Raw genomic sequence first — 20,870 nt, 5'->3', positions numbered from 1 at the left:
TTCACGGTCCAGGGAAAGAGCGGCGGAGGCCGATCCGGTACCCCTGCGTGGACAGGGGCGGTGCAGAACCCGGCGAACACGGGCGATCAGCGCGGGCCGCCCGGGCGAGTGCGAACAGGGCCCCGGATTTGTTGGTCCGGCGGCCGTTCTGACAGATTGACCGGGTGCGTGTGTGCATGCTGGGCCCCCTCCGGATCCGGGACGGCAAGGGTGATCCCCTCCCGCTCGGGGGACGGCGCATGTCCGTTCTCCTGGCACGGCTGGCCCTGTCCGCGGGACGAGTGGTGCCCGTGGACACGCTCATCGACGACCTGTGGGAGGGCGATCCCCCCGAAGGCGGTGCGGACACCCTCCGGCGTCTGGTCTCACGCACCCGGGCCCGGCTGGACGGACACGGCCTGACGATCGGCCCCCACGCCCGGAGCGGCGGCTACCTGCTGGACCTGCCGGCCGATGAGGTCGACGTCCTGCACTTCGAACACCTGGCCGCCGACGGCGCCCGGCTGCTCAGAGCACACGCCCCCGACCGTGCGGAAGAAGTACTGGACGAGGCGTTGGCCCTGTGGCGGGGAGCCCCCTTGGGCGGGGTGGAGGCCGACTTCGCCCGCAGGGAAGCACTGCGCCTGGAGGAGCTCGGCACAGCGGCCGCCGAGGACCGCGCCGAAGCCGCCTCGCGCACGGGTGAGCCCACCGCGGTCGTCCCCCGGCTCCGCGCCCTGTGCTCGGCCCACCCCACCCGGGAACGCAGCCACGGTCTGCTCATGCGGATTCTGCACGAGAGCGGGCAGAGCAGTGCGGCCCTGGCCGTGCACGAGGACCTCCGACGCGCCCTGGCCGAGGACCTGGGGGCCGACCCGGCCCCGTGGATCGGTGAACTCCACGGCCAGATCCTGCGTGATCGCGCCCCGGCACGGACCTCGGAGTGGAGCAACCCGTACCTGACCCGCTTCTTCGGGCGGTCCGAGGAGCTCGCCGCCATCGACACGCTCATGGAACGCACCCGCCTGGTGACCCTGCTCGGGCCCGGCGGGGTCGGTAAGACCCGACTGGCCGCCGAATACACCACCCGCGCCGCTGCGCACCTGCGGGTGCGCTTCGCTGAACTGGGACCCCTGCGTGAGGACGGCAGCCTGATCGAGGCCGTCTCCGCCATGCTGGGCACGGGTGAAGCTTTCCTGGCGGCCCCCGGCCAGGACAGGTTCACCCGGTTGGTTTCGGCCCTGTCGGCAGTGCCCACCCTGCTGGTCCTGGACAACTGCGAACACCTGGCCGACGAGGCCGCCTCCCTTGTGCACCGCCTGCTCATCCGGTGCCCGGACCTGCAGATCCTGACCACGAGCCGCGAACCCCTGGCGGCCGACGGCGAGGCCCTGCTCCGTGTCGAGCCCCTACACGTGACCGAGGAGGACGGCGGCGAGGCCGTTGCCATGTTCACCGAGCTGGCGTCACTGGCCCGGCCCGGATTCACCCTCGACGCCGACAACACCCCGGTGGTGATCGAGATCTGCCGACGGCTGGACGGGCTTCCTCTGGGCATCGAACTGGCGGCCGCGCGCACCCGCTCGATGCCGGTGCAGCAGATCGCCCACCACCTCGACGAACGTTTCCGCCTCCTGTCGGGCACACGGCGTTCCGGCAACGCCCGCCACCGGACCCTGCGCGCCGTGCTGGACTGGACCTGGGACCTGTTGACCGACCAGGAACGGCTGGTGGCGTGCCGCCTGTCAGTGCTGCCGGGAGGGGCCGTCGCGGACAGCGCCCGGGCCGTGTGCACAGGGGAGAGCGTGGCCGAGGACGAGGTGCCGTACCTGTTGTCCTCCCTCACCGACAAGTCCCTGCTCTCGGTCACTGAGGTGCGCCCGGGGGAGCCGCGGTACCGCTTGTTGGAGACCGCCCGGGTCTACCTGTCCGAACGGTTGCGGCAGACCGGTGAGGAGGCGCGCACGCGCGAGGCGGCCGCCGCTCACGCCGTCGACCTGGCCGAGGAAGCCGCCGAGATGGTGCTCGGTCGGGACCAGCCGCGCGGGTTGGAGGTCCTCGACAGCGAGCACGAGAATCTCCTGGAGAGCCTGCACCACGCCTGTGCCGGCGGGGACCCGACCCGGGCGGTGCGCATCGTCGCGGCGTTGAGCTGGTACTGGATCATCCGGGGCCGTTACGAGGAGGCCGGGCGTTGGTACGACGAGCTCGACCGACATCCCGGGGCCCACGGTCCCAACAGCCGGATGCTCGCGACCGCAGTGCGGTCCGTCCTGCCCCGGTCCGAGCCCGCCGGCTGTACCGGGGCCGGGGACCGCGCCGGGTCGGCGATGGCCGGCGCTGCAGCGCTGGCGGCGCACCCGCCGTTGGCGATGATCATCCCCAAGTACCGTCTCCTGCAGGGCGACCACGAAGGGGTGCGGGCCGATGCCGGGACCGCCCTGGCCCACCCCCATCCCTGGGTGCGAGCCGCGGGCCGCGCCGCCTCCGCACTAGTGGTCGAGGCCACCGGGGACGCGGCCGGGGCCGAGCGTGGCATCCAGGAGGCAGCGGAGGCCTTCTGGGAACTGGGGGACGCGTGGACGAGCGCGCAGCTGATCACCGCTTCGGCGGGGTTCCGTTCCGCACGCGGCGACGTGGACGGCGCGATCGCCGATCTCAGACGTGTCCTGGAACTGAAGCGCTCGTTGGGCGCCTCCGAACACTTCACCCTCGTCCTGATCCGGTTGGGGGATGAACTCACCCGGGCCGGGAACACCGCCGAGGCCGAGGAAACCTTCCGCGAGGTCCTGGACACGACGGAGACCGCAACCGTCGAGCACCGCATCCTGTGTCTGGCCGGACTGGCGGAACTGGCCCTGCTCCGGGAACGGACCGAAGCCGCCCGTGAACTGCTCGAGCGGGCCCGTGAGCTGCTGTCGGGACCGCTGGCCGACCCGGACTACCTACGAGTGGTGCTGCTGTGCCAGGAGGGCATGCTCGCCCTGGCCGAGAACGAGACGGAGCGGGCTTGGGAGAGAGGGCTCCGGGCGTGGGATACCGCCCGCCTGCTCTGGATACCCGACGTCCGCGCGCAGGCGGCCGAACTGCTGGCCGGAGTTCGATGGCAGGCGGAGGAACCGGCGGAAGCGGCCCGTGCACTCGGCACCGCCACCCGTCTGCGCGGGCGGCGCGACCACGGGAACCCCAGGGTGCGTTCGCTGGTGCGGGAGCTGAGTGCGGCCCTGGGGCAGGAGGCGTTCGACCGCGCCTACACCGAAGGTGCCTCGGGGGCCGCGCCGCTCCTCAAGTAGGCCAGCACCGCCTGGACGCGGCGGTGTCCGCTGCCTTCCTGGGTGAGCCCGAGTTTGGTGAAGACCGAACCGATGTGTTTGCCCACCGCGGGTGTGGACAGCCCGAGCAGTTCGCGGATGCGTGTGTTGCCGTGGCCCTCGGCCATGAGCCCGAGCACCTGGAGCTCGCGGGGGGTCAGTGACCCCAATGGATCCCCGCTGTCGGAGCCGCGCATCAGGTGGGAGACCACCTCCGGGTCCAGAGCGACCCCTCCGCGGGCGACCCGGCCCAGCGCATCCACGAACTCGGCGACGTCGCCGACCCTGTCCTTGAGGAGATAGCCGATGGCCCGGCTGTCGGAGAGCAGTTCGGCGGCGTAACCGTCCTCGACGTGGGCCGACAGCACCAGCACCGGAAACCCCGGACGCTGCTGGCGGATCCGGATCGCGGCCTCCAGCCCCTCGCGGCGGAAATGGGGAGGCAGGCGGACGTCGAGGACAGCGACGTCGGGCTGGTGCTCGTCGAAGAGCGCCCGGAACTCCGCGAGGTCCCGGGCAGCTCCGACGACCTCGAACCCCTCCGTCTCCAGGAGCAGGACGAGCCCTTGGCGCAGGAGCGCATCGTCCTCGGCGATCAGAACGCGCACGGCAGCTTCACCTCTATCGTGGTCGGCCCGCCCGGCGGGCTACTGATCCTGGTCCGCCCCTCGAAAGCCGCCACCCGCTGGTGGATTCCGGACAACCCGCTTCCCTGATGGTCATCGGCGCCGCCCCGGCCGTCGTCGGTGATCCTGATGCCGACCACACCGCCCTCCTCGCAGGCCGCTATGTGTGCACGTGTGGCCGCCGAGTGTTTGACGACGTTGGTCAGTGCCTCGGTGGCCACGAAGTAGGCGGCCGTCTCCACCGCTGCGGGCAACCGGGGCAGGCCCGCCACCTCCACCGAGCAGTACACGGCCGAACGCGAGGCCAGTGACTCCAATGCCATGGCCAACCCCTGGTCGGCCAGGATGGGCGGATAGATACTGCGTACGACGCTGCGCAGTTCACCGAGTGCCTCATCGGCAGCACCCTTGGCGACAGCCACGAGCTCCCGGGCCCGTCCGGGGTCCTCGGCCAGCAGACGTTCGACCAGGCCCAGATGCATGCGGACCGCGACCAGCCGGTTCTGGGTCCCGTCGTGGAGGTCGCGCTCGATACGGCGCAGCTCCAGACCGTGTGCTTCCAGGGCTGTCTGCCGTAGCGCGGTGACCTCCGCGATCCGGGTCCTGAGCCTGCCCCTGTCCGGGTCGAGGAGGATCTGTCGCGCCAGGAGGGCGTGCCAGTCCGCCAGGCGCGGAACACAGAACACGAACAGGCCGAGATAGACCAGGCCCACGACCGGGGTGAGCAGAGCCGCGGGCCATGAATCCACCCGGTAACCGCCCGGACTGACCGCTAATTCCGGAGGCAGCAGCCACCACCACAGCGGACATGTCAGGGAAACAACGACCCCGACGGCCAGGACGAATGCCACGAGAGCAGAGACCAGTCCGGTCAGGGAATGGGTCGCTGCCCAGTACATCGAGGGCCGGAACGCCACTCGACGGGGTGGTGTCCCTGCACGTACGGAGTCCCGGTCCAAGCGCTCACAGGCCAGCCGGACGTCCTTTTCGGTGCTCTTCTCGAGCAGCGCCGTCATCCGTGCGAACAGCGGGGTGCGGATGAAGACGACGGTCAGTACGTGGGACAGCAGGAACCCGCCCAGCAACATCCAGGACCGCAGGGCTCCCGCGCCCGCCGACGCGGCGTAGCGCGCACCGTGAGCCGCGCGCTCCAGCGCCGTCCGGTGCTGATACAGGAGTTCACCCGCGTGCGTCAAAGGAAAATCCCCGGGGATCTGGGAGGGGGCAATTTCGGGTTGATGCTAGCATCCGCCGGGTAATCGACAAGGGAGTTCTTGTGGTCGAAGGAAAAGACGTGGGCGGCCGAGGCGGTTCCGGGCCTTCCGTAATTGCGGAAGACTGTTTCTCGCTGAGAATGCGGGAAGTTTACCGTACTTATGGTTCGGGTGCTGGGAAAGTGAGTGCACTCAAGGGTATTTCCGTAGAGCTTGCCAAAGCAGGCTTCACTGCGGTAATGGGCCCCTCGGGCTCGGGGAAGAGCACGTTCCTGCACTGCGCAGCCGGCCTCGACCGGCCGACCAGTGGTGAGGTGTGGCTGGGGGAGACCGAACTCTCCGGCCTGTCGGAGAATCGGCTCACCCGGCTGCGCCGTGAACGGGTGGGCTTCGTCTTCCAGGCCTACAACTTGCTGTCCGCGCTCACGGTCCAGGACAACATCACCATGCCGTTGCGGTTGAGCGGCACCCCCGTGGACCAGGAATGGGCCGAACACGTGGTCGAGCGGGTCGGGCTGGCCGAGCGACTGCACCACCGGCCCGCCGAACTGTCCGGAGGACAGCAGCAGCGGGCTGCCATTGCCCGCGCGCTCATCACCCGCCCGGAACTGGTGCTGGCCGACGAACCCACCGGGGCCCTGGACTCCCGTTCCGGCGCCCAGGTGCTCTCGCTCCTGCAGGAGAGCGCCGAGAACCTGGGGCGGACGGTGCTGATGGTCACCCATGACCCCGTGGCCGCTTCCTACGCCCAGAACGTGCTCTTCCTCGCCGACGGCGAGCTCGTGGACGCCATCGAGGCGCCCACCCCCGCCGTCGTCTCCGAGCGGATGAGCGGGATCGGGGGACGGTGATGCTGGAGATAGCCCGCAAGACCCTGCGTGCCCGCAGGAGCGCATCCGTGGGGACGTTCATCGCCTTGATGTGCGCCACCGCTCTGATCACGGCCTCCGGGGTTCTCGCCGAGTCCGGTCTGCGCTCCTCCGTCGATCCTCACCGGTACGCCGGTGCCGACGCGGTCGTCGGCGGTGAGCAGACCCTGCGGCTGCCGGGCGGCGACTTCACCGTCTCCGAACGTCTCCCCGAACCGGTCCGGCTGCCCGCCGACCTGGTCGGCGAACTGGAAAACCTGGACGAGGTGGACACGGCGGCCGGCGACCACCACCTGTCCCTCGCGGTCGCAGCACCCGAGGGACAGGACCCCCTACCGGTGTCCGGCCACGGCTGGGACACCGCCCCGTTGGCGCCCTTCGCCCCGCAGGAGGGTACGGCCCCCGAGAGAGCCGGTGAGGTGGCGCTGACCACCGGCCTGGCCGAGGACCTCGGGGTCGGTCCGGGGGAGACGGTACAGCTGGTCAGCGGCGCCGTACCCGAGGAGTACCGGGTCAGCGGAACCGTCACACACCAGAACGCTGGTGACAGCAGGGGCGGATCGGTGTTCCTGCACCCCGAGGAGGCCGACCGTCTGGCACAGGAGCCCGATGCCTACGACGCGATCGGGATCGTGGCCGCCCCGGGAGTGGAGGCCGATGAACTGACCCGTGCCGTGGAGAGCGCCGCGGAGCAGACCCCCGTGACGGTGCACACCGGCGACGCCGTCAACCGGATCGAGTTCTCCGAGGTGGACGAGGCGCGCGGTCTCCTGCTGATGATCTCCGGGTCCTTCGGCGGTTTGGCGGTACTCATCTCCCTGTTCGTGGTCGCAGGGACGCTGGCACTGTCGGTCAACGCCCGCAGGCGGGAACTCGCCGTCCTGCGCGCCATCGGCTCCACACCCGGCCAGATCCTGCGCATGCTCGGGGCCGAGGCCCTGCTGCTGTCCTTGACGGCCGGACTCCTGGGCTGCCTGCCCGGGGTCCTGGTCGCCAGGGCCATGCACGCGGCCTTCGAGCGGCTCGGGGTCCTTCCCCCCGACCTGCCGCTCGTGATCGGGCCTCTGCCCATGGTCATCGCTGTGCTACTGATCACGCTGACCTCCCTGATCGCGGGGGTGGCCGTGGCACTGCGTCCTGCGTGGAGCAACCCCGCGGAGGCGATGCGTGAGAGCAACAGCCCCGCCTCCGAGCCCCCCGCACGGTGGCGGGGCGTCGCAGGGATGGTGTGCGTGGTGCTGGCCGCGAGCGCGGCGATGACCCCTGTGGCCCTGCGCAACGACCTCGGAGCCGCAGGGGCGAGCAGCGCTGCCCTGTTGCTGGTGATCGCGGTGGCGCTCCTGGGGCCGGTACTGCTGCGTCCCCTGGTGGAACTCCTGGTACGCCCTCTGCGGCGGATCCGGGTGAGCGGCTTCCTCGCCGCCGAGTCCGCCGGGGCCGACCTACGCCGATTGGGGGCCGTCCTGACCCCGTTGGTGCTCGCTGTCGGTTTCACCCTGTCCATGGTCCACACCCAGTCGGTGCTGGCCGGAGCGGTCTCCGCCCAAGTGGAGAGAGGGATCGAGGCGGACGCCGTGGTCACCGACACCGGCTCCGGAGGGGCGGGCCCCGGCGTCGTCGAGGACTTGGCGGCACTGCCTCAGACGAGCGCGGTCACCCCGCTGCAGGAGACCCGTGTGGTGGTGCCCCGATCGGTCTTCGGGGACCCCGAACTGGCCTCGTTCTCCGCATGGGGGGTCGAGAGCGAGGGTCTGCGGGAAAATCTGGATCCCGGCCTCGTCGAGGGCGACCTGGGCGAACTGACGGGTGCGACCGTGGCGATGGAGCGTTCCGGAGCGAGGTTGATCGGGGCGGACGTGGGGGAGGAGATCGACATACGCCTGGGAGACGGCACCCCGACCACGGTACGGCTGGTTGCCACCTACGACCGTGGGCTCGGGCTGAGCGAGGCGATGCTGCCCCGGGAGGCTCTGGGCGAGCACACGGGTCCGCCGGCCCGGATCCTGCTGAGCGCGGACGAGGAGGCAGCGCCCGAAGAACTGGAGGCAGCGCTGGGCTCCTTCACCGAGCGGTACCCGACTCTGCAGCTCACCGACAAGGACGAGTTCGCCGACGGCGCGCGCGCCGAGGCCGACCTGGCCGCCTGGGTCAACCTGATCGGGTTGGCGGTCATCCTGGGCTATATCGCCATCGCCGTCGTCAACAGCCTGGTGATGTCCACCGCAGCCCGCTCGCGCGAGTTCGCTCTCCTGCGCATGATCGGGGCCACCCGCCGCCAAGTGCTGAGTGCCCAACGGTGGGAGGCGTGCGTGATCATCGTGCTCGCGATCCTGCTGGGCACGGTGGTGGCCGCTCTGCCCCTGGCCGTGCTGAGCCTGGTCTTCCTCGGCAGCCCCGTCCCGGCCGGCTCGCCGTTGGTCTACCTCGCCGTCGTGGCCCTCACGGCACTGCTGGGGTTCTGTTCCGTCGTGCTTCCGGCACGCTCTGCCCTGCGCACCCCGCCCACGGAAGGGATCGGTGCGGTCGACTGAAGCATCCCCCTCGGACGGCGTCCGTTCCTGTCCGCCCGGTGTCCGCCCGGTGTCCGCCCCTTCCGGGACGGTGGTACGGACGAGAGGAGGAATCGCGAATGGACACCTGTATCCGGGCCTCCGGCCTTGTGAAGCGATTCGGTCGGACCACCGCCCTGGACGGGGTGGACCTGGAAGTACCCACCGGGTCGATCCAGGGGGTCCTGGGGCCCAACGGGGCCGGAAAGACCACGATGGTGCGGATCCTGGCGACTCTGGCACGGCCCGACGAGGGCAGCGTGCACGTGGCCGGCTACGACGCACTGCGCGACCCGGTGGCGGTACGCGGCCTCGTCGGGCTCACCGGCCAGTACGCGTCCGTGGACGACGAGCTCACCGGTAGGGAGAACCTCGAACTCATCGGACAACTGCTGGGCATGCCCGGACGGGGATGGAAGGCCCGCGCCCGGGAACTCGTGGAGCGCTTCGACCTGTCCGAGGCCGGCGACCGGCCCGTCAAGACCTACTCGGGCGGTATGCGGCGGCGGATCGACCTGGCGGCCAGTTTGGTGGGCCGTCCCCAGGTGCTCTACCTCGACGAACCCACCACGGGTCTGGACCCGCGGAGCCGCGGTGACCTGTGGCAGATCGTGCGCAACCTGGCGGAGGAGGGCACCACCGTCCTGCTCACGACGCAGTACCTGGAGGAGGCCGACGAGCTCGCCGACCGGATCGCCGTGATCGACCACGGCCGGACCGTGGCCGAGGGGACCCCTTCCGAGCTCAAACGCAGGACCGGTTCCCAGACCCTGCACGTGCGCCCGGTCGACCCCACCGACATCGACCGGGTGATGGGCTTCGTCACCGACCTGCTGGGCACCAGCCCCGTCCTGGCCTCGGACGGGGTCTCGATCTCCGTGCCCACCGACGAACCGATCCTGTTGTCCTCCCTGGTCAGGCGGTTGGACCAACAAGCGATCACCACCGATGAGCTGGCCCTGCGGCTGCCCAGCCTCGACGACGTCTTCTTCTCCCTGACCGGCCGTGCCCTGCCCGGTGACACCGACGAGGAGGTCTCCGCATGAGCACCCCCACGCTCACCCCCGAGAATGTGCTGCCGGCACCGGTGAAGAGACGGATCGGCCCTCTGGAAGGGGTCGGGCACGGCCTGACCCTGGCCAAACGCAACCTGCGCTACGTCCTACGCACACCCACGACCCTGATCGACACGGTCATCCAACCGGTCCTGTTCCTGGTGGTGTTCGTCTTCCTGCTCGGCGGGGCGATCTCCGGCAGTTGGCAGGGCTACCTGCAGACCCTGGTGCCGGGGCTGATGGTGCAGATCACCATGTACGCGAGCATCGGTACGGGGATGGCGCTCAACACCGACATCTCCAAAGGCATCTTCGACCGGTTCCGGAGCTTGCCGATCGCACGCTCGGCGCCCCTGATCGGCGCCGTGCTGGGCGACGTCGTCCGTTACGCCGTAGCGCTGAGCGTCCTGTTGGTACTGGCCTTCGCGTTGGGTTTCCGGATCCAGACCGACCCGCTCTCGACCCTGTTCGCCTGCGTACTGGTCATCGTGTTCGGACTGACCCTGTGCTGGTTCTCGGTACTGATCGGGATGATGGTCGCCAACCCGCAGGCGGTCCCGGGCGTTGCGATGGCCGTCATCCTGCCGCTGACCTTCGGGAGCAACATCTTCGCCGACCCCGAGACCATGCCCCGTTGGCTGGAGATCTGGGCCGGGATCAACCCGGTCAGCCACTTCGTGGACACCGTGCGCGGACTGATGATCGGCGGCCCCGTCGCGGGCCCGCTGGCGTGGAGCCTGGTGGCGGTGGCCGTCTGCCACGCCGTCCTCCTGCCGCTCGCACTCCGCGCCTACCTGCGGAGGGTCCGCTGAGCCCGTACGTGCAACCGGCACCGCTGCCCAGACCCGAAGGGTGTTCCACATGACCAGAGTCGACTTGACGGCGCGGGCCACAGCAGGCATCCGGGTCCACCCGGAACTGTCCTGGCTGATCGAGACCGCCCACGCACTGGAGTCCGTGCTCCACGACCCGGCCCGTTCCGGAGCGGGCGAATGGACACGCCGCACCCGTATCCGCCTGTCCGCGCTCCCGTTCGTGCGGGCGGAGCTGGTGGAAGCACCCGAAGCCCTCTCCTGCTTACCGCCGTGGGCGCATCCACCGGAGGGGGAGGAGTCCTTCCAGCCACCGGGGCCCGACCGGGCACGGCGCGCGGTACGCACCCTGGCCCGGGTGGGACGAACCGTCGTGGGTCCCGACCAGGCACGGGTGAGCGCGCTCCAGGCACTGGCCGCAGACCGTGCCGGGTTCCGGCTGGCGAAGGAAGGCGCCGAAGCGCTGATCCGGTCCCTGGGACCGCACGGCCGGTGGACCGAGGACGGTCTGGAGATCGATGACGGGATCGACCGGTCCTTGCAGCCGGCTGACGGACTGGTCCTGTTCCCTTCGGTGTTCCTGGTGTCGGGCCCCCGTGTGCACCAGTGGACCGAACCCGCATCGGGACGCCCCCGCGCGGGGCTGCTGTTTCCGGCGCTGGGCCCGGACGAGCCCCTGGACCCGTCGCTCCGGGGCCCCGACCGCTTCCCAGAGGTCCTCGGCCGCCTGCTCGGGCGGACCCGCTCGGCGGTCCTGACCGAACTCCTCGCCCCGGCCTCCACGGGGGAGCTGGCCCGGAGACTGCACGTCTCCGCGACTTCCATCAGCGAACACACCGCAGCGCTCCGGGAAGCCGGGTTGATCACCACGACCCGTGAGGGCAGCAAGGTCCGGCACCTGGCCACCGATCTGGGAGCGGCGCTCCTGAACCATTGCGGCGCGGGAGCCTCGGGGCAGCGTCCGGGGCCACGGGCCCGCCTGGCCGAGTCCGCCTGAGCAGGCGGCCCGCACACGAACGGGGCAGGGGCTGCCGGGTCGCCCCGCGCCCCTGCCCCTCACCGGACCGGGTCACCCCTCCAGAGCGTTCACCAGGCTCTTGGGGCGCATGTCCGTCCAGTTCTCCTCCACGTATGCCAGGGCCTCCTCCCGGGAGGTCTCCTCCAGGACGGTCTCCCATCCCTCGGGAACCTCGGCGAAGGAAGGCCACAAGGAATGCTGGCCTTCGGCGTTGACCAGGACCAGATACGTGGCGTCCTCGTCCTCGAAGGGGTTGTTGCTCATGTTTTCCTCGTTCCTCTCGCGGTTGTGGGGAGCAGTGGGTATCAGGGCCGGCGGCTGCGCCGGTTCGCGGCCGCGGCGATCAGTTCGCGCAGGGCCTCGGTGAAGGCCCCGGCGAGCCGCTCGACGGTCCGCCGGTGGTGCCGGTTGGCCGAGTAGGTCCAGGAGAAGTGCAGTCGGCCCCCGGTGACGGAACCGGTGACGTCGAGCAGGTTGGTACGTTCCTCGTCCGCTGCGTGGTCCGAGGCGGGCACGGGCACGAACCGGCTGATGAGGCCGTCCCCGTCCCCGTCCGTGAACCGGCCCAGATAGTTGAAGGAGACCGGCAGCTCCGGCAGGCGGCGCAGCGGTTCGGTGTCGGGGCCCTCGTCCAGGTACCGCAACGCACCGAACCCGATACCGCTCGGGGCGTTCCGGGTCCGGCGTTTGACCGCGGTCACCGTCCTGGCCCAATCGGCCTCCTCGGGCAGCTCCAACAGGACCGGGTAGATTGTGGTGAACCAGCCGACCGTGCGGGACAGGTCCACGTCCTCGAACAGGTCCTCGCGTCCGTGGCCCTCCTTCTCGACCAGAACGCGGCCGGAGCCGGTCCAGTCGGCCAGGACCCGTCCGAGCGCGGCCAGGAGCACGTCGTCGATCCGGCAACGGAACGCACCCGGCACCCGGGAGAGCAGGAGACCGGTCTCCTCCTCCGAGAGCTCCGAGGGGACCACGGCCTGGGAAGCCACGTCGTTGTGGCCCTCGGCCAGGTCCACCGGTACGGACACGGCGGCGTCCGAAACGGAATCGATCCAGGCCTTCAGGTCGTCGGCGAAACCGCCCTGACGGGTGAAGGAGGTCAGACGTTCGGCCCATACCGGGAAGGGGGTGGTCCTCGCCCCGAGATCGACCGGGTGTCCGTCGCGCAACTGCCCGTAGGCCTTGGCCAGGTCCTCCAGGAGGACGCGCCAGGAAACCCCGTCCACCACCATGTGGTGAGCCGACAGCAACAGCCGGTGCCGGTCGGCGGCGCCGGTGTCCACGACCACGACCTCGAACAACGGCTCCTCGGCCAGACGTGAGGCCGACCTGGGGCGGCCTGCTTCACGGGCCAGGACCTCGCCGACCTCGGCCTCCGTCAGACCGGAGGCATCCACCACACGCACGGCCCCGGACGAGGGCTCCGCGTCCAGGTGCTGGCGCCACCCCGCCCCGGTGCGCTCGACCCGGAGCCGGAGCATGTCGTGGTGGGTCAGCAGGTGCTCGGCCGCATGCGCGAGTCGGAGGGGATCGGTACCGGGCGAGGTCTCCGCCAGCAAGGACATGTCGAAGTACTCGGGTGAGCGCGGGTGTGTCTCGAAGAACCAGCGCTGCACGGGGGTCAGAGCCACCTCACCGGAGACCGGACCGCTCGTGTCCGGTCCGGCCGATTCCACCCGCTCGTCCATGGCGGCGGCCATCGCTTCGACGGTCTGGTGGAGGAAGACGTCCTTGGAGGTCAGTTCGCGCCCGGCGGCACGGACCCGGGACACGAGCTGGATGCTCAGGATCGAGTCCCCGCCCAGGTCGAAGAAGTTGTCGTGGGAACCGACCTTCCCGAGCCCCAGCAGCTCCCCCCAGATCTGGGCCAGAAGGGTCTGTGTCGGGCCGCTCGGCGGTACGTACCCGGCAGTGTCGAAGGCCTCGTCCGCCGGGGCGGGCAGTGCCGTGCGGTCGACTTTGCCGTTGGCGTTGAGCGGAAGCTCCTCCAACACGACCACGGCGGTCGGGACCATGTAGTCGGGAAGCCGTCGTGCGACACCTTCGCGGACGGAGGCGGAGTCCACACCGGCAGCGCCTTCCTGCGCGACGACGTAGCCGACCAGTCGCCGGACCCCCGGCCGGTCCTCACGGACCAGGACGGAGGCCGAACGGACACCGGGCAGCGCGGACATCGCTGACTCGACCTCGCCGAGTTCGATCCGGAACCCGCGGATCTTGACCTGGTCGTCGTCGCGTCCGATGAATTGGAGTTCCCGGCCCTGCGTCCAGCGGACGATGTCCCCGGTCCGGTAGAGGCGCCCACCCGAACCGTACGGATCAGCGACGAAACGTTCGGCGGTCAGCCCCGGTGCCCCTTCGTACCCCCGGGCCAGCGACGGCCCCGCCAGATAGAGCTCGCCGGGTACACCCGTCGGGACCGGCCGCATCCAGGGGTCGAGCACCAGGGCACGGGTGCCGGCGACCGGCCGGCCGATCAGCGGAGCCGTCCCGGGCAGGACCCGCCAGACCGTGCTGTTCACGGTGTTCTCGGTCGGCCCGTAGAAATTGTGCACGGCACGGACCCCGGCGGAGGAGAGCCGATCGGCCAGGCTCTCCTCCAACGCCTCGGCGCCCGCCGTCAGCACGGTGAGCGTGTGCCGGTCCTCGTCCAACAGGCCGGCGGTGACCAATTGGTTCAGGTACGAGGGGGTGGTGTCGAGGTAATCCACCCCGTACCTGTCGAGACGGTCGCAGAGCGCTTCGGCGTCGGTGCGGGTGTACTCGTCGACGAGGTGCAGGTGGTGACCGTTCAGCAGCCACACGAACGGGTCCCAGGAGGCATCGAAGGTCCACGCGGCCACGTGCGCGGCGGTGAGACGCCGACCCGCGGTCTCGGGCCCGTCCAGGACTGCGGCCCGGTAAGCGGCGGCCATGGCACACAGGTTGGCGTGGGTGACGACCACACCCTTGGGTGTTCCGGTCGACCCGGACGTGTACATCACGTAGGCGGGGTGTGCCCCGTGCAACGGACGTGTCCTGTCGAGGTCGGTGACCGGGGTGCCAGCCTCGGCCACGGACGCATCCACCGTTGTGACCGGGATCTGCTCATCCGCGACCTGCTCGACCTGTTCGGCCAGGGCGGGGACGGTCAGGACCCGTTCCGCCCCCGAACGGTCCAGAACGGTACGGGCACGCTCGGTCGGCGCATCGGGATCGATCGGCACGTAGGCGGCACCGGCCCGCAGGACCGCGAACAGACCGACCACCGCATCGGCGGTACGGGGCAGGACCGTGGCCACCCGGGTCCCCGGGCCGACCCCCGACCCGGCCAGATGCCGGGCCAGACGGTTGACGCGCTGGTCCAGTTCACCGAAGGACAGCGTCTGTGCCCCGTCCGTGAGAGCCGGGCCGCCGGGGTCGCTCATGGCCAGCTCGGCCAGACCTTCGAGAACGTGGGTACCGGTCTCCTCCTGCCGACCTCGCCCGGCCGCCAGGAGTTCGGCGCGCTCGGCCGGCGGGACCAGGTTCACCGTGTGCACGGCAGCCCCGGGATCGGCCGCGAGCCCTTCCAACACCAGACACACGTGGCCGATGAACCGGTCGATCGTCTCCGGGTCGAACAGGTCGGTGTCGTACTCCACGGAACCGTGCAGCCGACCGCTGTCCTCCTGGAAATCCACACTGAGGTCGAACAGGGAGTTGTTCCGGGCCAGCGGTTGCTCGGCCACGGTCAGCCCCTCGATCTCCCACTCCTGGGCGGGGGCGTTCTGCACCGAGACGAGCGCCTGGACCAACGTGGGCCGGGACGGGTCGCGCTGCGGAGCGACAGCTTCCACCACGGTGTCGAAGGGGACGTCGCCGTGCTGGTAGGCAGCGAGCAGGCTCTCGCGTACGCTCGCCAGGAGTTCGGCACCGGTGAGTGTCTCGTCCACCCGCATACGCAAGGCCAGCGTGTTGACGAAGAAGCCCACCACGTCCTCCAGCTCCGCACGGGCACGGCCGGAAGTGACCGTCCCCAGGACGAGGTCCCGCTGTCCGGTGTAGCGGGAGAGGACCACCTGTACGGCGGTGGTCAGCACCATGAACAGGGTGGCGCCGCTGTCGGCTTCCAGAGCCCGGACCGTGCCGAGCGTGCTCTCGGGGACCTCGAAGGCGCGGACGGTGCCCCGGCCCCGGCGGACGGGACGGCGCGGACGGTCGGTGGGCAACGCGAGGGGCTCGGCCCCGGCCAGAAGATCCTTCCAGTACTCGAGCCCCTCGTGGAAAGCCCCGGACTCCAGGTAGGAGTCCTGCCACGCCGCGAAATCGGCGTACTGCAGACGGGGCTGCCCCAGCCCGGCCCCCTCGGCGAGATCGTCGGGACCGGGCACCTCCTCGGCCCGGACGGCCTCCCGGTACAGCAGACCGAGCTCGCGGGTCAGAACGGACAGGGACCAGGCGTCCACGACGATGTGGTGGATGCCCAGGGCGAGCACGTGTTCGGTGGGGCCCAGGGAGACCAGTAGCGCGCGGAAGAGAGGCCCCTCCGCGAGGTCGAAGGGCCGGTGCACGAACTCGTGGAGCAACGCGTCGAGCTCCGCGTCCTTCTGTTGGTCCGGAACTGCGCTCAGATCGGCTGTTTCCGTGTCCGCGCCAGTGGGTGCGCCGATGATCTGCACGGGGCGCCCGTCGCGTTCGGCGAACGTGGTACGCAAGGCCTCGTGCCGGTGCAGCAGGGTGTCCAGTGCCGCGGTCAGGGCGGACACGTCCAACGGCCCGGTCAGCCGCAGCGCGCCACCGGAGTTGTACTCCGAACCGCCGGGGTCGTACCGGTCGAGGAACCACAAACGGCGCTGGGCTGCCGACAGCGGCAGATCAGTCGTGCGGGGGACCGGCAGCAGAGCGGTCTCGGCGGGCCCTTCCCCCTCGGCCGTCAGCAGCGCTGCCAGTTCGGCGACGGTGGGACGGTCGAAGACCGTACGCACCTGCAACCGGGTCCCGAAGACGTCGGCGGCGCGGGAGACCATCCGGACCGCGCCGACCGAGTCCCCTCCCACCCGGAAGAAGTCGTCGTGGATGCCGACACGCTCCAGCCCGAGCAGCTCGCACCACAGCTCGGCGAGATCGTGCTCGGCACTGGTGCGAGGGGCCGTGTACCCGGTTCGGGATTGTTCCGACCAGTCGACGGAAGGCAACGCCTTGCGGTCGGTCTTGCCGTTGGGCGTCATCGGGATCCGGTCCACCGCGACGAAGGCGGAAGGAACCATGTACCCCGGAAGCACCGCGGAGGCCTGATCGGCCAGCTCCACGGGGTCGGGCGCATCGGTGCCGGAGGGGACCACGTAGGCGGCCAACCTGCGTCCGGCCCTGCTCACGTCCACGGTGACCACCGCCTGCTCGATCCCGGGCAGTCCGTGCAGGGCCGCCTCGATCTCACCCGGCTCGACGCGGTGACCGCGGATCTTGACCTGTTCGTCCGACCGGCCGAGGAACTCCAGTTCCCCGTCGGGGCGGCGGCGCACCACGTCACCGGACCGGTACATGCGGGCTCCGGGCGGGCCGAAGGGATCGGCGACGAAACTCGTCGCGGTCATCCCGGCCCGGTTCCAGTACCCGTGTGCCAGACCGTCCCCGCTGATGTAGAGCTCTCCCGGAACCCCGTCGCGTACCGGCCGGAGCCAGCGGTCCAGGACCTGGATCCGCGTTCCGTCGGCCGGGTCCCCCAAGGGCGGTGTGCCCGATCCGGACAGCGGAGCGCTCACAGTGGTGCACACCGTGGCCTCGGTGGGGCCGTAGGCGTTGTACATCCGGCGGCCCGCCGAGAAACGCTCGACCAGCTCGCCCGGGCAGGCCTCACCCGCCACGAGCAGGTGTTCGACCGGCCCCAGGTCTTCGGGCGACAGGCTCGGGAGGAGAGCCGGAGGCAGGATGATGTGGCTGATCCGGTACTCGCGCAGGGCAGCGGGAAGCCCGTTGCCGATCAGATCGGCCTGGGGCAGTAGGACGGACGTGGCTCCGTTGAGCAATGCGACCAGGAACTCTGCGATGAAGGCGTCGAAACTCGGTGAAGCGAACTGCAGCCACCGTGACCCCGGCCCGGTCTCCATCGGCCGGCCCAGGGTACGCGCCAGGGCCGCGAGGCCGTGGTGCGAGACGACCACGCCCTTGGGACGTCCGGTGGAACCGGAGGTGTAGAGCATGTAGGCCGGATCGTGCACCGTGACCGGCTCGCGCAGCGGAGGATGCCCCTGGCCCTCCTGAGGGGTGAGTACCGGCACCTGTTCCCATCGGGGAGCGGCCCCTCCCGGAGTGGTCAGTACAGCCGCCAGGTCGGCGTCCTCGACCATGTGGGCCAACCTCGCCGACGGGTAGGAGGGATCCAACGGCACATGAACGGCACCGGCGTGGACCACCGCTAGGAACAGCACGGCCAACTCCGGTGAGCGTTCCACACACACTCCGACCCGGTCACCGCGCCGGATCCCCCGGGCGCGCAGGTATCCGGCGATCCGAGCGGCCCGTTCGTCGAGTTCGGCGAAGGAGACCGAGCCCTCGGTCCCCGTCAGTGCCGGGAGGTCCGGGTGGGCGCTCACCCGTTCGGCCACGAGCTCGGGCAGAGTACGTGGCGCAGGGCCGGCAGGGCCGGTCAGGAGGCCCGCGTCCTCCCCGCCCGGCCGCAGGGCCCGCAGAGGACGTGTGTCCTCGGCGCCGGCCAGGACCTCGTACAGGTCGGAGACGAAGCGGGCGATGGTGGTCTCGTCGAAGAGGTCGGTGTTGAACTCCGCGGAGCCGGCGATCCCTTCGGCCTCCTCCTGGAACTGCAAAGTCAGGTCGAAGACCGCGTGCTCCCGCTGTACCGGGAAGGGCCGCACCTCCAGGCCGCCCAAGGACACCGGGCCTTCTCCCTGAGCGTTCTGCAGGACCAGGGCGGCCTGCACCAGTGGAGGGACGGTGGGGTCGCGTTCGGTCAGGACCGCATCCACCACGGCGTCGAAGGGCACCTCTGCGTGGTCGAAGTCGGCCAGGACTCCGTCACGGGTCCGGGTGAGGTTCTCCGAGAAGGAGAGCGATTCGTCCACACGGCCGCGTAGCGCGAGGGTGTTGACGAAGAAGCCGGCCAGGCCGTGCAACCGGGGATCCTCCCGGCCCGCGGTGACGGTGCCCAGGACCACGTCCTCGTCACGGGTCCATCGCGCCATGGCGATCCGGGTGGCGCTCATCAGCACCATGTACAGGTTGGTGTTGTGCCTGCGCCCCACCTCTTCCAGACGGGAGACCAGATCGGCGGGGATCCGGAAACCGTACTCGGCGCCCCGCATGCTCCGTACCGGAGGCCGGGGCCGGTCGGTGGGCATCTCGAGCGGTTGGGCCCCGGCCAAGCGGTCCCGCCAGTGGGTGAGCGAACGCTCGTAGGCCTGCCCGCCGATCCGGCCGCGCTGCCAGGCCGCGTGGTCCAGGTACTGGAACGGGAGCGGGTCGAGCGTCGCGGCGAGCGCGTCACCGGTCAGATGCGGGGCCTCCAGAGCGGTGGTGTAGAGCCGGTCCAGCTCCTGCTGGAGAACGCCGAGAGACCAACCGTCGGTGATGATGTGGTGCAGGACGGCGAGTAGGACGTGGCGGCGTGTCCCGGCCCGGAACAGGTGCACGCGCAGCAGCGGCCCGGACTCCAGGTCGAAGGGCGCGCGGTAGTGGCGGCCGACGAGCTCGGTGAGTTCCTCCTCGCCGTCGGTGTCGGTGACGGGCACGGGCACCGGACCAGGGGCGCCCGCGATCTGGCGTCCCTGACCGTCGACCTCGGTGAACGTGGTGCGCAGGGGCTCGTGCCGGTGGACCAGGGCGGTCAGGGCCCGGCCGAGAGCTCCGGTGTCCAGATCACCGCGCAGGTCCAGGGCGAACCCGGAGTTGTAGTCGACACGACCCGGTTCGATGCGGTCCAGGAGCCACAGCCGCTGCTGGGCCAAGGACAGCACGGCGGGCTCGCCCCGGGGAACGTGCGGGATCTCGTCCCTGCGCCTGCCCGACTCGCGCATTCTGCGTCGGATCTCTTCCCGCAACCGTGCCCGGTCGGAGGTGGTGCCTTCGTTGTCGCCGTGGGTGTCGTTCATACGTCGTGCTCCTGCCGTGTTCGGGGGCGTGGGGACACAGGGGCCGGACACCGGAGGCGCCTGATCCGTCGGATCCGCGCCTCCGGCCGGGGCTCAGTCCGCCATGTCACCCATGAGCTCGTCCTCGAGGGCTCGGGCGTAGGACCGGACGGTCTGGTGGTCGAACAGCGCCCGGTTGGGCATGGTGATGTCCAAGGCCGTGCGGATCTCCCCGACGACCTGGATGCTCTTGACCGAGTCGCCGCCGACGTCGAAGAAGTTGTCGTCGCGCCCGACCTGATCGACCCCGAGAATCCGGGCCCAGACCTCGGCGACGAGCCCCTCGGTGGGGGTCTCCGGCTCCACGTAGCTGCTTTCGGCGGGCCCGTCAGGTGCGGGCAGCGCCCGGCGGTCCACCTTGCCGTTGTCGTTGAGTGGCAAGGACTCCATGACGGTCATCGACGACGGGAGCATGTAGGTGGGCAGCGTCCGGGCGATCTCCTCGGCCACCACCGCTGTGTCCACGATGCCGGGAACGGTCTCGGTCAGGTACCCGGCCAGGACCCGTGTTCCGGAGGTGGAGGAGACCACCGCGGCCGCGGCCTGGGCCACACCCGTGGCACCGGCCATGGCGCTCTCGATCTCGCCGAGTTCGATGCGGTGGCCGCGGAGCTTGATCTGTCCGTCGGCGCGGCCGACGAACTCGATCTGTCCGTCTTTTTGCCAGCGGACCAGGTCGCCGGTGCGGTAGAGGCGTCCGCCGGATCCGAAGGGGTCGGCGACGAACCGCTCGGCGGTCAGTTCCGGTCGCCGGTCGTAGCCGCGTGCTACACCATTGCCGGAGATGTAGAGTTCGCCGACCGCGCCTACGGGGACCGGTCGTAGTGCGGTGTCCAACACGTGGGTGCGGGTGCCGTCCATGGGGCGGCCGATCGGGCAGTTGCCCGTCTCTGCGCGTTCGGGGCTGATCGGGGTGCAGGTCGCGAACGTGGTGGTCTCGGTGGGGCCGTAGACGTGCACGATCTCGGTGTCCTCACAGGCTTCCAAGACCCGGGTGAAGGAGGCCGGGTCGGCGGCCTCGCCGCCGGCCCACACCTGACGCAACCCGGAGAAGCAGGCCGGGTCCTGCTGGGCGAACAGGTTGAACAGGGCCGTGGTCAGGAACACCGCGGTGATCCCGTGCTCGTCCACGCCTGCTCGGATCGTGTCGGGGGTGAGGCCCTGTTCGGGGGCGACCACCACGGTTCCGCCGTTGAGCAAGGGGGTCCAGATTTCGTAGGTGGCCGCGTCGAAGGCGTGCGGGGAGTGGAACAGGACCCGCCCGTGCGCGTTCGTCCAGCGGGTGTCGCGGGTCAGGGCCACGATGTTGCGGTGGTCGACCACCACACCCTT

At 70.3% G+C, this 20,870-nt stretch carries 11 protein-coding genes; 6 read left to right on the top strand and 5 right to left on the bottom strand.

Annotation, left to right across the window (positions count from 1 at the left end; genetic code table 11):
- Window positions 1-239: 239 nt before the first annotated feature.
- The gene (locus tag D456_RS0121325; RefSeq protein WP_152442644.1) at window positions 240-3,272 is read left to right on the top strand and encodes a BTAD domain-containing putative transcriptional regulator; all 3,033 of its coding nucleotides are present in this window, start codon (window positions 240-242) and stop codon (window positions 3,270-3,272) included.
- On the opposite strand, the gene D456_RS0121320 is transcribed toward D456_RS0121325, so the two are convergent.
- Both D456_RS0121320 and D456_RS0121315 read right to left on the bottom strand, forming a co-directional pair.
- On the bottom strand, window positions 3,230-3,898 hold the full coding sequence (locus D456_RS0121320) for a response regulator transcription factor (RefSeq protein ID WP_017578204.1): 669 nt from the start codon (window positions 3,896-3,898) through the stop codon (window positions 3,230-3,232). The two genes, D456_RS0121325 and D456_RS0121320, sit on opposite strands and share 43 nt — an antisense overlap.
- Window positions 3,886-5,112 carry a sensor histidine kinase gene (locus tag D456_RS0121315; protein WP_017578203.1) on the bottom strand — a complete coding sequence of 409 codons (1,227 nt, stop codon included), beginning with the start codon at window positions 5,110-5,112 and terminating at the stop codon, window positions 3,886-3,888. The genes D456_RS0121320 and D456_RS0121315 overlap by 13 nt, the downstream gene beginning before the upstream one ends.
- 158 nt (window positions 5,113-5,270) lie before the next feature.
- On the opposite strand from D456_RS0121315, the gene D456_RS0121310 reads away from it, so the two are divergent.
- The 5 genes from D456_RS0121310 (at window position 5,271) to D456_RS24750 (ending at window position 11,412) form a co-directional block, all read left to right on the top strand.
- Window positions 5,271-5,981 carry an ABC transporter ATP-binding protein gene (locus D456_RS0121310; protein WP_040699841.1) on the top strand — a complete coding sequence of 237 codons (711 nt, stop codon included), beginning with the start codon at window positions 5,271-5,273 and terminating at the stop codon, window positions 5,979-5,981.
- Window positions 5,981-8,530, top strand: coding sequence for an ABC transporter permease (locus D456_RS0121305; RefSeq protein ID WP_017578201.1), 2,550 nt, complete (start codon window positions 5,981-5,983; stop codon window positions 8,528-8,530). The genes D456_RS0121310 and D456_RS0121305 overlap by 1 nt, the downstream gene beginning before the upstream one ends.
- Before the next feature lie 98 nt (window positions 8,531-8,628).
- Window positions 8,629-9,594, top strand: a complete 966-nt coding sequence (locus D456_RS0121300) for a daunorubicin resistance protein DrrA family ABC transporter ATP-binding protein (protein WP_017578200.1) — start codon at window positions 8,629-8,631, stop codon at window positions 9,592-9,594.
- On the top strand, window positions 9,591-10,415 hold the full coding sequence (locus D456_RS0121295) for an ABC transporter permease (protein ID WP_017578199.1): 825 nt from the start codon (window positions 9,591-9,593) through the stop codon (window positions 10,413-10,415). Before D456_RS0121300 ends, D456_RS0121295 begins: the two co-directional genes overlap by 4 nt.
- A 49-nt stretch (window positions 10,416-10,464) precedes the next feature.
- Window positions 10,465-11,412: an ArsR/SmtB family transcription factor gene (locus D456_RS24750; RefSeq protein ID WP_017578198.1), complete on the top strand. Its 948-nt coding sequence runs from the start codon at window positions 10,465-10,467 to the stop codon at window positions 11,410-11,412.
- A 72-nt stretch (window positions 11,413-11,484) separates the two neighbouring features.
- Here D456_RS24750 and D456_RS0121285 read toward each other — a convergent pair whose 3' ends face one another.
- The 3 genes from D456_RS0121285 to D456_RS24745 all read right to left on the bottom strand — a co-directional run.
- Window positions 11,485-11,697, bottom strand: a complete 213-nt coding sequence (locus tag D456_RS0121285; RefSeq protein WP_017578197.1) for an MbtH family protein — start codon at window positions 11,695-11,697, stop codon at window positions 11,485-11,487.
- Window positions 11,698-11,738: 41 nt separating this feature from the next.
- Window positions 11,739-19,499 (bottom strand): non-ribosomal peptide synthetase, encoded by a 7,761-nt coding sequence (locus D456_RS0121280; RefSeq protein WP_017578196.1) that lies wholly within the window; start codon window positions 19,497-19,499, stop codon window positions 11,739-11,741.
- A gap of 93 nt (window positions 19,500-19,592) precedes the next feature.
- On the bottom strand, window positions 19,593-20,870 hold a 1,278-nt coding region (locus D456_RS24745), incomplete at its 5' end, for a non-ribosomal peptide synthetase (protein WP_040699839.1).

The sequence above is a fragment of the Nocardiopsis kunsanensis DSM 44524 genome (assembly GCF_000340965.1).
Classification (GTDB): Bacteria; Actinomycetota; Actinomycetes; order Streptosporangiales; family Streptosporangiaceae; genus Nocardiopsis; species Nocardiopsis kunsanensis.
Note: the sequence above shows the minus strand (reverse complement) of the source record. Positions and strands in the feature narration are given on the sequence as shown.

Excerpts from the sequence above, each read along its gene's own strand:
- D456_RS0121325 (WP_152442644.1), top strand. The coding sequence starts at position 240 with ATGTCCGTTCTCCTGGCACGGCTGGCCCTGTCCGCGGGACGAGTGGTG.
- D456_RS0121310 (WP_040699841.1), top strand. The coding sequence starts at position 5,271 with ATGCGGGAAGTTTACCGTACTTATGGTTCGGGTGCTGGGAAAGTGAGT.
- D456_RS0121305 (WP_017578201.1), top strand. The coding sequence starts at position 5,981 with ATGCTGGAGATAGCCCGCAAGACCCTGCGTGCCCGCAGGAGCGCATCC.
- D456_RS0121300 (WP_017578200.1), top strand. The coding sequence starts at position 8,629 with ATGGACACCTGTATCCGGGCCTCCGGCCTTGTGAAGCGATTCGGTCGG.
- D456_RS0121295 (WP_017578199.1), top strand. The coding sequence starts at position 9,591 with ATGAGCACCCCCACGCTCACCCCCGAGAATGTGCTGCCGGCACCGGTG.
- D456_RS24750 (WP_017578198.1), top strand. The coding sequence starts at position 10,465 with ATGACCAGAGTCGACTTGACGGCGCGGGCCACAGCAGGCATCCGGGTC.
- D456_RS0121285 (WP_017578197.1), bottom strand. The coding sequence starts at position 11,697 with ATGAGCAACAACCCCTTCGAGGACGAGGACGCCACGTATCTGGTCCTG.
- D456_RS0121280 (WP_017578196.1), bottom strand. The coding sequence starts at position 19,499 with ATGAACGACACCCACGGCGACAACGAAGGCACCACCTCCGACCGGGCA.